Origin of the sequence: Streptomyces liangshanensis (assembly GCF_011694815.1) — a bacterium.
Lineage (GTDB): Bacteria > Actinomycetota > Actinomycetes > Streptomycetales > Streptomycetaceae > Streptomyces > Streptomyces liangshanensis.
Genome location: NZ_CP050177.1, coordinates 4036524 through 4049247, shown reverse-complemented (window position 1 = coordinate 4049247; position 12724 = coordinate 4036524). Strand labels below are relative to the sequence as shown.

12 protein-coding genes and 1 tRNA gene are annotated in these 12724 nt (G+C 70.7%); 5 read left to right on the top strand and 8 right to left on the bottom strand.

Annotated elements, in window-relative coordinates:
• Positions 1–25: 25 nt before the first annotated feature.
• The 6 genes from HA039_RS17440 to HA039_RS17415 form a co-directional block, all read right to left on the bottom strand.
• Positions 26–114, bottom strand: a tRNA-Ser gene (locus HA039_RS17440).
• Positions 115–455: 341 nt separating this feature from the next.
• Positions 456–1151: a hypothetical protein gene (locus tag HA039_RS17435; protein ID WP_167030552.1), complete on the bottom strand. Its 696-nt coding sequence runs from the start codon at positions 1149–1151 to the stop codon at positions 456–458.
• Between the two features lie 290 nt (positions 1152–1441).
• Positions 1442–2161, bottom strand: a complete 720-nt coding sequence (locus tag HA039_RS17430) for an ABC transporter permease (protein WP_167030549.1) — start codon at positions 2159–2161, stop codon at positions 1442–1444.
• A gap of 25 nt (positions 2162–2186) precedes the next feature.
• Complete coding sequence (locus HA039_RS17425; RefSeq protein WP_167030546.1) at positions 2187–3098, bottom strand: ABC transporter ATP-binding protein; 912 nt, start codon at positions 3096–3098, stop codon at positions 2187–2189.
• Positions 3095–4024, bottom strand: a complete 930-nt coding sequence (locus tag HA039_RS17420; RefSeq protein WP_167030543.1) for an ABC transporter permease — start codon at positions 4022–4024, stop codon at positions 3095–3097. Before HA039_RS17420 ends, HA039_RS17425 begins: the two co-directional genes overlap by 4 nt.
• Positions 4014–5114 (bottom strand): ABC transporter ATP-binding protein, encoded by a 1101-nt coding sequence (locus tag HA039_RS17415; RefSeq protein WP_243870144.1) that lies wholly within the window; start codon positions 5112–5114, stop codon positions 4014–4016. Before HA039_RS17415 ends, HA039_RS17420 begins: the two co-directional genes overlap by 11 nt.
• A 272-nt stretch (positions 5115–5386) precedes the next feature.
• Between HA039_RS17415 and HA039_RS17410 the strand changes: the two genes are divergently transcribed.
• From HA039_RS17410 to HA039_RS17390, 5 genes are all read left to right on the top strand, one after another.
• Positions 5387–6241 (top strand): M24 family metallopeptidase, encoded by an 855-nt coding sequence (locus HA039_RS17410; RefSeq protein WP_243870141.1) that lies wholly within the window; start codon positions 5387–5389, stop codon positions 6239–6241.
• Positions 6242–6282: 41 nt separating this feature from the next.
• Complete coding sequence (locus HA039_RS17405) at positions 6283–8193, top strand: SDR family oxidoreductase (protein WP_167036993.1); 1911 nt, start codon at positions 6283–6285, stop codon at positions 8191–8193.
• A 62-nt stretch (positions 8194–8255) separates the two neighbouring features.
• Positions 8256–9152, top strand: a complete 897-nt coding sequence (locus tag HA039_RS17400; RefSeq protein WP_167036990.1) for a metal-dependent hydrolase — start codon at positions 8256–8258, stop codon at positions 9150–9152.
• Positions 9149–10078, top strand: a complete 930-nt coding sequence (locus tag HA039_RS17395; protein ID WP_167030540.1) for a MerR family transcriptional regulator — start codon at positions 9149–9151, stop codon at positions 10076–10078. The genes HA039_RS17400 and HA039_RS17395 overlap by 4 nt, the downstream gene beginning before the upstream one ends.
• A gap of 132 nt (positions 10079–10210) precedes the next feature.
• On the top strand, positions 10211–10765 hold the full coding sequence (locus HA039_RS17390) for an RNA 2'-phosphotransferase (protein ID WP_167030538.1): 555 nt from the start codon (positions 10211–10213) through the stop codon (positions 10763–10765).
• A 46-nt stretch (positions 10766–10811) separates the two neighbouring features.
• Here HA039_RS17390 and HA039_RS17385 read toward each other — a convergent pair whose 3' ends face one another.
• Positions 10812–11711, bottom strand: coding sequence for an LLM class flavin-dependent oxidoreductase (locus HA039_RS17385; protein ID WP_167030535.1), 900 nt, complete (start codon positions 11709–11711; stop codon positions 10812–10814).
• A 68-nt stretch (positions 11712–11779) separates the two neighbouring features.
• Positions 11780–12526, bottom strand: a complete 747-nt coding sequence (locus HA039_RS17380; RefSeq protein ID WP_243869520.1) for a DUF4190 domain-containing protein — start codon at positions 12524–12526, stop codon at positions 11780–11782.
• Positions 12527–12724: the final 198 nt, after the last annotated feature.

Sequence of the window (12724 nt, the reverse complement as noted above, 5' to 3'; positions counted from 1 at the left end):
GCGTACGGACTGTTGAGCCTCTGTGCGGAGGATGCGCGGATCGAACGCGCGCGGGGGGTGTGTACCCCGACGACGGCTTAGCAAGCCGCTGCCTTACCACTCGGCCAATCCTCCGGGAAGGGCGGCCCGCGCGCATGCGCGCTCGAAGCGGCCGCCCCGGGCAGCGCGCCGGCGGCCTCACGGAGTGAGTGATGGCTACTCCGGAGCCTGCGCGGTGCTGCCCTGGTGGGAACTCGACGGACTGTCAATCCCCGTCATCGTCGCGCTCCTCTCCCGGTTCTGTGGTGGTTTCCCCACATCGACTACTCTGCCCGTCGGGCCGGTTGGGCGCCACCGAATTATTGGGCGCGGGCGCCCGGCGCGTACCCGTACCCCTACCCGTACGACCCGTGCCCGCCGCCCCGCGGGCGGCTGTCCGCGTGGGACGGACGGACGGGCACGGGCCTCCTACCGGATCAGCGGCGCCTACGGCTGCGGCGCAGATCCCTCAACTCGTGCACGACGTCGTCCACCCTGCCGTCGATGCGCTTGATGTCGTCGGACAGGTCGCACAGCCGATGGCTGATGGCCGCCACCACCTTGTTGGTGGCGTCCAGGCGCCGGTCCAGGTTGTCGAGCCGGATGGACATCCGGTTGAGGACCGGACCCAGTTCCTGGAGGGCGGCGCCGACTCCGCCGAGGCAGACCTCGACATCGGTCAGGCGCCGGTCCAGGGAGGCGTACCCCTCGCGCCAGCCCTCCTCGGCGTCGAGGAGGTACGTACGGACGCACCGGGCGATGTCGCTGTCGCGAAGGAGCATCGCGATGTTGAGGACGGAACGGCGGGTGTGGAGGGTCAGTTGAGTGACCGCCTGTGGATAACTTTCCCCCTTGCCCTCGCCCCATAGTGACAACATGTCACTATGATAGCTGCGCAGGTCAGAGCCCCTCAGGACCCTCATCCCGTTCTCCGCGAGCTCCGCCCGATGCCGCGCCGTCAACTGCCTGATGACGTCTGTGGATACTTCGAAGTACCGGGACGCATCCTCTGTGCGAATGTGAATTCCGTCCGGGAGCATGACAAGGGCCTTGACCTTGTCGAGTGCGTCGACCCGCCCCAGGTGCTCGGCGCGCATGGTGCGCGATTCGAGCAAGGCGACTTCCGATGGCATGGAGATGCCTTCCGTTCGTGAAACCGATGATGGTCGGCCCTGTCCCCGGGCTTCAGGGGCGGAGGTCGGCTCACGGTGCTACTCACTCAATGACCGGTACGGCACTGCGCCGCCACCGGCAATCCCCAGATTCACGAACGCTCGACGTCACTCACTCCAGTTGCCTCCACGCAACCTGGACAACGAACCGATAAGCGTACAGTTACGCCGCAACCCCCGCCCATCGGGCAGGGGTTGCGTCACACGAGGTCGCGTCACACGCGGCGGTTCAGGTCCCAGGGGGCGCGCGCCTACTCGTCGCCCGCGATCGTCAGCGTCCGGAGCTTCTGGCCCGCGTACCAGGTCGCGGCCACGGTGACGGCCGCCAGCAGCGCCACGGCCGTCGGCAGCTTCACGTCCGAGGTGATGATGCCGTCGCCGCCGACCTTCTGCGCCAGCGCGAGCGCCCACTGCTGGACGCTGAGGGTCCGGGCGCCCGGCACCAGGCTGCCGAAGAGGGTCTCCCAGACCAGCGCGTAGACGAGGCCGATGACCACCGCGTGCCGGCTGACCGTACCGAGCAGCAGGAACAGCGCGCTGTACGCGATGGAGGCGACGAGCGCGGCGATGGTGTAGGCGACGGCGATCTGCTGGCCGTTGCCGTTCAGGATGTAGCCCGCGATGAGGGTCGGGATCGCGGAGAAGGCCATGGTCACGGCGACCGCGACGATCAGCTTGGTGAAGATGATCGTGGGCCGCTTGAGGGGCTTGGCGAGCAGGTAGACGATCGAGCCGTCGTCGATCTCCGGGCCGATCGCGCCCGTACCCGCGATCACGCCGATCAACGGCACGATCGTGGCGATGGCGAAGCCTCCCAAAACGTCCGACGCGACCTGGTCGTCCGCGCCGCTGAAGGTGCGGACGGCGATGGCGATGACGATCAGCAGGGCGGGCAGTACGAAGAGGATCGCGGCCCGGCGCCGGCCGAGCAGGGCCCGGTAGGTGAGCCGGGCGACTGTGGGGTCGTACATGACGTCACAGCTCCTTTCTGGGCGCTCAGGCCGTTACGAGGTACGAGAAGACCGATTCGAGGGACTCGTCCGAGGGCGAGACGGTCAGCAGTCGGATGGAGTGGTCACGGGCGACCCGCGGCAACAGGGCGGTGAAGCGGCTGAAGTCGACCGCCTGGATCCGGAGCGCGCCCTCGGCGAGGTCCACCTCGATGCCGGCCGTCGACGGGTCGGCGATCAGCGCGGCGGCGAGCGCGCGGTCGTCGCTGGACCGTACGAGATAGCGGTGCGGCCGGTCGGTCATCAGCCTGCGGATCTTGCGGAAGTCGCCGCTCGCCGCGTGCCGTCCCGCCACGATCACCTCGATGTGCGAGGCCAGTTGCTCGACCTCTTCGAGGATGTGCGAGGAGAAGAGGACGGTGCGGCCCGCGTCGCCCATGCGCCGCAGCAGGTCCATCAGCTGCATGCGCTGGCGCGGGTCCATGCCGTTGAACGGCTCGTCGAGCAGCAGCACCGACGGTTCGTGGACCAGCGCGGACGCCATCTTCACGCGCTGGCGCATGCCCTTGCTGTACGTCGCGATCTTGCGGTCCTGCGCGTACTCCATCTCGACCGTGGCCAGCGCGGCGTGGGCGGCCTTGGCGCTCAGGCCGTGCAGTTCGGCGTTGGCGACGACGAACTCCAGGCCGGTGAGGAAGTCGTACATCGCCTCGCGCTCGGGGACGATCCCGATCTGCCGGTACACGGACTCGTTGCGCCAGATCGGCGCCCCGTCGAGCGTGACCGTTCCCGTCGAGGGGGCGAGGAAACCACCCATCATGTTGATGAGGGTGGACTTCCCGGCGCCGTTGGGGCCGAGCAGTCCGGTCACGCCCGGGCCCACCGTCATGGTCACGTCGTTGACGGCGACCACGTTCCCGAACCAGCGGGAGGCGTGCTCGATATTGATGGTGGTCACAGCCCGACCTTCCGGTAACGGCGCATGAGGACGGCGTACGAGCCGCCGATGAGCGCGAGGACGACCAGCAGGTAGAGCACGCCGAGGCCGGCGGAGGGGCCCACTCCGCTGGGGAAGCTGGAGGAGGCTCCCAGGAAGGCGGTCTGGACGCCGTCGATGAGCGTGATGGGCGAGAAGAGCCCGAACCAGTTGCCCGCGTCGTCCGAACCCGTCCCGTGGGCGATGCCCTGGACCGCGCTGACGGCCCCGTACGTGATGGTCAGGGTGGCGATCACGGCGGCGACGCCGAACCCGCGGCGCGGGGTGAACGCGGCCATGACCAGGCCGAGTCCGCCGAAGAGGAGGGAGAGCAGTGCCACCGATACCAACCCCTGTCCGAATCCCTTGGTCTGGTCGGCGAAGTCCATCTTCGCGAGCAGGGAACCCGCGTAGAGGATGACGAGCGGGGACGCGGTCAGGACGAAGAGGGCGGAGGCCATCGCTCCGTACTTGGCCAGGACGTAGTCGACGCGCTCGATGGGGCGTGAGAAGTAGAGGGGCACCGTCTTGAACCGGAGGTCGCGGGAGACGGACTGCGGGGCCTGCGACGCGAGGTACAGGCCGATGACGGCCTGGGTGATGATCGCGTACCGCGTGTACTCCAGCGGCAGGGTCTTGAGCTTGGTCGCGATGGCGACCGCCACGACGATCGCCGCGGGCAGGCACATCACCGCGAAGAGGATCATGGGCAGGACCTTGGACTTGGCCGAGCGGCCGAGGCCGTACGCGCCGCGCAGGGACTGCGAGTAGAGCGAGCGGCGGGCGTACGCGCGGCCGAGGCGGGCGCCTTCGTAGTTGCGGTAGCCGATGTTGTGGATGCGGGTGGTGTCGGGCCCGGGGGCGGTGCCGGTTCGGGTTCCGTTGCCGGCTTCGGTCTCAGCGCTCATCTCGGTCTCCTCCCTTCTGGAGTACGTACTGCTCGTCCTGCTCGTTCTGCTCGCCGGAAGCGGAAGCAGAAGTGGAAGCGGCTCCCGCGTGTGCGACGGGTCGCGTCCCTGCCGGGTCCGCGGGGTCCGCCGTGTCGGCCGGATTCGCCGTGTCGGCCGCCTGCGGGCGGAAGACCTCGGCGATGTGGTGGCGCCGCTGTTCCATCCGTACGAGGCCGAGGCCGAGGCCGGCCACGGTGTCGCGGACGACGTCGTACGTCTCCTCGCCCGCGGCCTCGATCAGCAGGATGTGCCCGGCGCCGGGCAGCCCCTCCTCCGTGCCCGCGTGGAGTGTCAGCCCCGCCGCGGTGAGGCGCTCGCGGACGGTCCGCGTGCCGTCGGGGTGGGTGTCCGTGTCGGTGACCTCGACGGCGAGGGTCGTCGTGATCTGGGTGAAGTCGCTGGTGGAGCTGGAGCGCAGCAGCGTCCCGCCGTCGATGACGACGACGTGGTCACAGGTACGTTCGAGCTCGCCCAGGAGGTGCGAGGTCACCAGGACGGAGATGCCGAAGTCGCTGTAGATCCGGCGGATCAGGCCGAGCATCTCGTCGCGGCCGACCGGGTCGAGGCCGTTGGTGGGCTCGTCCAGGAGGACGAGTTGGGGGTCGTGGACCAAGGCCTGCGCGAGTTTGACGCGCTGCTTCATGCCGGTCGAGTAGCCGCCGATGGGGCGGTACCGCTCCTCGTAGAGGCCGACGTGGCGCAGCGTGTCCGCCGTGCGCTCGCGGGCGGCCGTCGGGGGGAGTCCGGACATGCGCGCCATGTGGACGACGAACTCGGTGGCCGAGACGTCCGGTGGCAGGCAGTCGTGCTCGGGCATGTACCCGACACGCTCCCGGATGGCGGCGCCACTGGTGGCGACGTCGAGCCCGAGCACCGCGGCCCGGCCCTCGGTGGCGGGGGACAGACCCAGCAGGATCTTGATCATGGTGGACTTGCCGGCTCCGTTGGCGCCCACCAGGCCGGTCACGCCGGGCCCGATGTCGAGGGTGAGCCGGTCAAGCGCGGTTACCCGAGGGAACCTTTTGCTCAGACCTTCAGTCGCGATCACAGTCACGTTCCGAAGGTAGTGGCGCGGGCCTCGGAGAGCGTCAGACCAGACGGTTGGATCGGTCTCCCCCTCGAGATGTACGGAACCCGTAAGGGCGGGCAGGGTCGAGCCCGCCGCACCGCCCCCTCGGCCTGGCCGACTGCCGGTTTCCACAGGTAACACCGCGACCCTTGACGTAGCCGCCGGGGATTGTCACATTCGTCAGTGTCACAGAGCGAACACACACAGCTACGTGGGGCGGGGTGCGGGTGCGGGTGCAAGTGGGGTCGCGGGTGCCGGGGCGGGGGCGGAGGCGCTCGAACGGCCGACCGGCCGCCGAGCTGGACGGTTTCCGGCAGACGCAGCGGCTGGCGTACGCGTGCGCGGAGGAGGTGGCGGCGCGGCTGCGGCCGGGGGTGACCGAGCGTGAGGCCGCGCGGATGCTGCGGCGGTGGCTGGAGGCCCGTGGGGTGCGGGACTGGTTCCATCTGCCCTTCGCGTGGTTCGGGGACCGTACGGCGTTCACCGGCTTCCGGATACCGCTCCAGTTCTTCCCCACCGGCCGCCGGCTGGAGGAGGGGATGCCGTTCATCCTCGATCTGGCGCCGGTGTACCGCGGGTTCTCTGCGGACGTCGGCTTCTCGGGGCGGATCGGTGAGAACGCCCTGCACGACAAGCTCCTCGGCGACCTTCGGGCGCACCGGGAGCTGATCCTGCGCGAGGTGCGCGAGCGGCGTCCGCTGCGTGCGATCTACCAGGACGTGGACCGGCTGATGGTCCAGCAGGGGTACGCGAATCGCCATCGGGCGTATCCGTTCGGCGTCGTCGCCCACACGGTGGACCGGGTGAAGGACCGGCGCTGGTCCCCGCGGGTGTTCGGCTTCGGTACGCAGGCGCTCAAAGGCCTGGCGAGCGACTCCCTGCGTGGGCACCGGGAGGGCTGGTCGCCGCTGTGGAGTCCGTACGGCTTCTCCGACCATCCGCCCGCGCCGGGGATGTGGGCGGTCGAGCCCCACCTCGGATTCCGCGGTACGGGAGCGAAGTTCGAGGAGATCCTGGTGGTCACCGACTCGACCGATCCGGAACAGAGCGCGTTCTGGCTGGACGACGATCTGCCTCACGTGCGGCGCTGGGAGACGACGGCATGAAGGACGACGGCATGAGCGACGAAGGTACGAGCGGCGACGGCATGAGCGGCGACGGTACGAGTGACGACGGTACGAGTGCGGGCAGGCCGGGCGACGCGCGTGAGCGCCGGATCAGGACCGGCGGGATCAAGCTGGCGGTGACCGAGTCGGGCGACGCGACACGGCCGACGGTGGTGCTCGTCCACGGATACCCGGACAGCAAGGAGGTCTGGTCGGAGGTCGCCGTACGGCTCGCGGAGGACTTCCACGTGGTGCTGTACGACGTGCGCGGCCACGGCGGGTCGACGGCGCCGGTTCCGTTGCGCGGCGGCTTCACGCTGGAGAAGCTCACGGACGACTTCCTGGCGGTGGCCGACGCGGTGAGCCCCGGCCGGCCGGTGCACCTGGTCGGGCACGACTGGGGGTCCGTGCAGGCCTGGGAGTTCGTGACCGTGGCCCGCACGCGGGGCCGTGTCGCGTCGTTCACCTCGATCTCGGGACCGTCCCTGGACCACCTGGGGCACTGGATCGCACAGCGGGCGTCGCGGCCGACTCCCCGCCGGGCCGCTCAACTCCTCGGCCAGGGAGCCAAGTCCTGGTACGTGTACGCGCTGCACGCTCCCGCGCTGCCGGAGCTCGCCTGGCGGGGGCCGCTGGGCCGGCGGTGGCCCGCGATCCTGCGGCGGATGGAAGAGACCCCGGAAGGAGCCGCCCCGTACCCGACGGCCTCGCTCCCCCGGGACGCGGCGCACGGCGCCTGGCTCTACCGGGACAACGTACGGGCCCGGCTGCGCAGGCCTCGCACGGACGCCTACGCGCACGTACCCGTCCAGTTGATCATGCCGACCGACGACGTCTTCCTGTCGGAGCGGCTCTACGACGATCTGGAGCGGTGGGTCCCGGAGTTGGTACGGCGCTCGCTGCCCGGCAAGCACTGGGTGCCGCGCACGCGTCCGGCCCAGCTGGCGTCCTGGATCGGTGAGTTCGTCGCACGGCACGAGGGCGAGGAGGGCCACGAGGGCCGGAAGGGCGGCGGGGAGCCGGTCGGGGCCTCACCGGTCCGGGCAGCCGCGGTCCCGGCGGCCGGGGTGGCAGGCGCGGCCCGGGTGGTGCGCGCAGCGCGGAAGACCGGGGCGGCCGGGGCCTACGCACGGCGTTTCGGTGGCCAACTCGTCCTGGTCACGGGCGCGGCGGGCGGGATAGGGCGGGCCACGGCCTTCGCCTTCGCGGAGGCGGGCGCCCGGGTGGTGGCGGTCGACCGGGACGCCGAAGGCGCGGCCAGGACGGTGGAGCTGGCCCGGCTGATCGGTGCGCCCGAGGCCTGGGCGGAGCAGACCGACGTGAGCGACGGCGAGGCGATGGAGAAGCTCGCGGAGAGGGTCGCCACGGAGTACGGGGTCGTGGACGTCCTGGTGAACAACGCCGGGATAGGGCTCTCCGGCCCCTTCCTCGCCACCTCGGCCGAGGACTGGAAGCAGGTCCTGGACGTCAACCTGTGGGGCGTCCTCCACGGCTGCCGGCTCTTCGGCCGCCAGATGGTGGAGCGCGAGCAGGGCGGCCACATCGTCAACACCGCCTCCGCCGCCGCCTATCAGCCGTCGAAGGCGCTGTCGGCGTACTGCACGTCCAAGGCGGCGGTGCTGATGCTCAGTGAATGCCTGCGGGCGGAGTTGGGCGGGCAGGGCATCGGCGTCTCCGCGATCTGTCCCGGCTTCGTCAACACCGGGATCACGTCGACCGCGCGCTTCACGGGGGTGTCCGCCGAGGAGGAGGCACGGCGCAGGAAGAAGGCGGCGCGGTTGTACGGGCTGCGCGACTACCCGCCGGAGAAGGTCGCGGACGCGGTGCTGCGCGCGGTGGTCCGTAACCAGGCCGTGGTGCCGGTCACCCCCGAGGCCCGCGCGGGCCGGTTCCTGTCGCGGATCGCGCCCGGGGCGCTGCGCGCGGTCGCACGGGTGGAGCCGCCGCTGTGAGCGGGGACGACCGGAAGGGGGAGGACAACTCCGAGGAGTCCGGGGGGCAGGGGGAGCGGTACGTGATCGTGCCGCGCCGGGTCTCGTTCGACTGGCGGCGGACCCCGCTGCACTGGATACCGGACGAACCGACCGCCACCCATGTCATCAACGTCCTGCACCTGCTGCTGCCGGCCGGGGAGCGGTGGTTCGTCAGGGTGTTCAAGGAGGCACTGCCCCTGGTCACCGATCCGCGGCTCCTCAAGGACGTCAAGGGCTTCATGGGCCAGGAGGCCACGCACAGCGTGCAGCACTCCTACGTGCTGGACCACTTGGCGGCGCAGGAGCTGGACACCGAGGCGTACACCCGGCAGGTGGACTACCTCTTCGAGCGGCTGCTCGGCGAACGGCCCCCCTGGGGAATCCCTTTCCCCGCCGGGAGATGGCTGCTCTACCGGCTGGCGTTCGTGGCCGCGATCGAGCAGTTCACGGCTGTTCTCGGTGACTGGATCCTGCGCGCGGAGGCGCTGGACCGGGCGGGGGCCGACGCCACGATGCTCGATCTGCTGCGCTGGCACGGCGCGGAGGAGGTCGAGCACCGGGCCGTGGCGTTCGACCTGTACCAGCACTGCGGGGGTCCGGAACCGCTGCGGTACATACGGAGGGTGGGGACGATGGCGGTCACCGCGCCGATGCTGCTGTGGCTGTGGATCCGGGGGGCCACCTATCTGATCGGGCACGATCCGCAGCTCGCGGGCCGGCTGCGTTACACGCCGCTCGCGCACGACAGGGCCGTCAGGAAGGGGCTGCTGCCCCCTTGGCGTGGGCTCGCCGCCGCGATACCCCGGTACCTCCGGCGGTCGTACCACCCCTCGCGGGAAGGTTCGCTGGGCATGGCCGTCGCCTACCTCGCGTCCTCGCCCGCGGCCCGCGCGGCCGCCGGGGCGGTGGGCCGGGCGGCCCTGGGGAAAGAGGGGTGAGCGCGGAGTACCGGATAGAGGGGTTGGCGCGGGAGAGCGGCGCCACGGTCCGTACGATCCGCGGCTACCTGGACCGCGGGCTGCTGCCCCGGCCCGAGCGGCGCGGCCGGGCCAACGTGTACGGCGAGGCGCACCTCGCCCGGCTGCGGGAGATCGCCGACCTGCTGGACCGGGGCTATTCGCTGGCCGCCGTCAAGGAGTTGCGGAAGGCGTGGGACACGGGGCGTGGCCTGGGCGGGGTGCTGGGGTTGGCCGCCGAGGTGGACGGGCCGTGGACGGACGAGGAGGCGGTCAGGATCTCCCGGGCGGAGCTGGACGAGCGGTTCGGTGGCGAGCGGGACGACCGGGCGGTCGCCGAGGCGCTGGAGCTCGGCGTGCTGGAGCGGATTCCCGGCCGTGACGACCTCTTCCTCGTACCGAGTCCCCAGGAGCTCTCCGTGGCGGCCGAGTTGTACGCGGCCGGGGTCCCGCTCCCCGCGATGTCCGGCCACCTGAGGGAGCTTCGCGGTCAGATCGAGCAGATCGCCACCCGCTTCGTGGAGTTCACCACGGAGCATGTCTTCGCCTCGTACGCCGGTCACCGGCCCCCGACGGAGGGCGAGGCGGCGGAGGCGGCCGCGCTCGTACGGCGTCTGCGCCCGCTCGCCCAGCGGTCCGTCGACGCGGAACTGGCGCGCGCGATGCGGCTGTTCGCCACCCGCCACCTGCGGCGGCGGCTGGCAGGCGAGGTGACGCCTCCGGAGCCGGTCGAGACGTCGACGGTGGCGCTGCCTCGCTCCACGATCCGGGCCGTGGAGGCTCTGGTTGGCGCGGCGGACGCGGCGGCCTTCATCACGGCGGCCACCGAACGGGAGGTCCAGGCAAGGACCTTGGACGCGCTCGCCCCAACCACACGACAAAGCGGTGATATTGCCCAAAAGGGTTAAAAGGGGAGGCCGTTGTCCACAGCATCATCAAATTGCCTGTGGATAAGTCGAGTTGGCTGTGGATCAAACCTGTGGATCGAAAGGGGTTCAAATGATTGGCGCAACAGACCGCCCGACCGGCACGCTGTTCGGATGACCGGAGTATCCGATGAACGACGCACCGTGAAGGTGTCCAAGTACCTCTCGAAACATCTGCGCCACCAGCCGGAACGGATCGGCATCACCCTCGACGCGAACGGCTGGGTGGCGATCGACGACGTGCTCCGCGCGGCCGCCGCCCACGGCTTCCGGATGAGCCGCGCGGACCTGGACCACGCGGTGGCCGTCAACGACAAGCAGCGCTTCACCGTCGACGGCGGCCGGATCCGGGCCAACCAGGGCCACACCGTCGCCGTCGACCTGGAACTGGCACCGGCCGAGCCGCCCGCGTACCTCTACCACGGCACCGCGCCCCACAGCCTGCCGGCGATCCGCGTCGAGGGCCTGTGCCGCATGGACCGCCACCACGTTCACCTCACGGCCGACCGGGAGACGGCGACCCGGGTCGGCGCCCGCCGCGGCCGGCCCGTCGTGCTGGCCGTGGACGCGGGGGCGATGCACCGCGCCGGGCTGGTCTTCCACGTCAGCGCCAACGGCGTCTGGCTCACCGACGCCGTACCGCCCCGCTTCCTCCGCCTGCCCGGCTGACCGCGCTCGACGCCCCCGCCGCCGACCCGGCCCGCCGCGACGGCGGCTACCGGCCGAGCTGCGCCGGGGCCTCCGTGGCGATCCGTTCGAACACCTCCGGGTCCACGGCGAAGTCCGTGTCCGGTACGGGCTGGTGGATCACGATCTCCGTGATCCCGATCTCGGCGTGCCTGCCCGCGAAGTCCACAAAGGCGTCGACGGACTGGAGCGGCCCGTTCCGGTCCGGGGTGAAGCCGGTGAGCAGGATCTTCTCGACCCCGGCCACATCCCGCCCGATCTCCGCACAGGCCTTGCCCAGCCGGTCGACCTGCCCGCGGATCGCGTCACGCGACTCCTCCGGCGTCCCCGCCTCGAAGAGCTTCGGGTCACCGGTCGTCACCCACGCCTGCCCGTACCGCGCCGCGAGCTTCATCCCCCGCGGACCGGTGGCGGCCACCGCGAACGGCAGCCGGGGACGCTGCACACATCCCGGGATGTCACGCGCCTCGGACGCCGAGTAGAACGTGCCGTCGTACGTGACGGAGTCCTCAGACAGCAGCCGGTCCAGCAGCGCCACGAACTCGGCGAACCGGTCGGCGCGCTCCCGGGGCGACCACGGCTCCTGCCCCAGCACCGTGGCGTCGAAGCCCGTACCGCCCGCGCCGACCCCCAGCGTGATCCGGCCCTCCGACACATCGTCGAGCGAGAGCAGGTCCTTGGCGAACGGGACCGGGTGCCGGAAGTTCGGCGAGGTCACCAGCGTGCCCAGCCGCATCCGGGACGTGGCGAGGGCGGCCGCCGTCAGGGTGGGGACGGCCCCGAACCACGGCCCGTCCCGGAACGGCACCCGCCACGACAGGTGGTCGTAGGTGTAGGCGGCATGGAAGCCGAGTTCCTCGGCTCGCTGCCAGACCTGTTGTCCCTGGCGCCACCGGTAGATGGGAAGGATCACCGTGCTCAGTCGCATGCCACAGACGATACGCGGGCTGTCGGCGCGACGGCGGCCCCGGGAAACCCGGCCGCGTGCGCCCCGGATCAGTTGGGGCCCGACCAGTAGGCGTCCGGCCACACCTTCGCGTCGGGGCTGAACTCGACCTCGATCCTGTCGGCCGCGTCAGGCGGGAGCGAGAAGGCGTACTTGCCGACGGACTTCCTGCCGGGCAGGACGTATCCGGTGATCACCTTCTGGCGTCCGCTTCCGTCGATCACCAGCTCCGTGGAGGCTCCGTCCGCGTCGTTGACGTTCGGCAGGCCCGTCTCGACCGAGATCCGCTCCTTGCCGCTGTTGACCACGGTGACGGTCACCTGGACCGCCTCGTTCCCCTTCGCGTGACCGAACACGTAGTCGTCCGGCGTGAACGGCTGCGGCTCGGCCACGGTGACCTTCAGACCGTTCTCGTACGTGTACGTCTCACCGAACGACAGATGCCTGGCCTTCTCCTCCTCCCTGGCCTTCCTGTCCTCCGCGGCCTCGGCCGCCTTCACCTCGTCAATCCTCGCCCGGGCGTCCTCGGTGACCTTCTTCACCGTCACCACGGCGACCACCCCGCCGCCGACCGAGATCAGCAGACCGACCGCGCCCAGGATCACTCCGGTCAGCGCCATCGCCCGGTTGGTCGCCAGCCCCTTGCGCGCGTGGCTCAGCCCGAGGGAGCCGAAGATCACGGCCAGCAACGACGGCAGCCAGGACATCCAGAAGAGGATGATGAGCAGGCTCAGGACCACGCCGGCTATGCCGAGCACCAGGGCCGTGACGCCCATCCCGTTCCGGGGCTGCGGCATCGGCCCCGGCACCGGCCCCGGATACACCGGCCAGTCCGAAGCCGCCGGTCCCGGCGGCGGTGCGGGTGCCGGTGCCGGCGGGCCGGGACGCCACGGATCCTGGACCGTCGCCCCCTGCTCCCCAGGGTTCTGGTCTTCGGGTGGAGCGGGCATGGTCACGCGCAAGTCCTCCGGGCAGGTCGAATGATGAGTCGATGA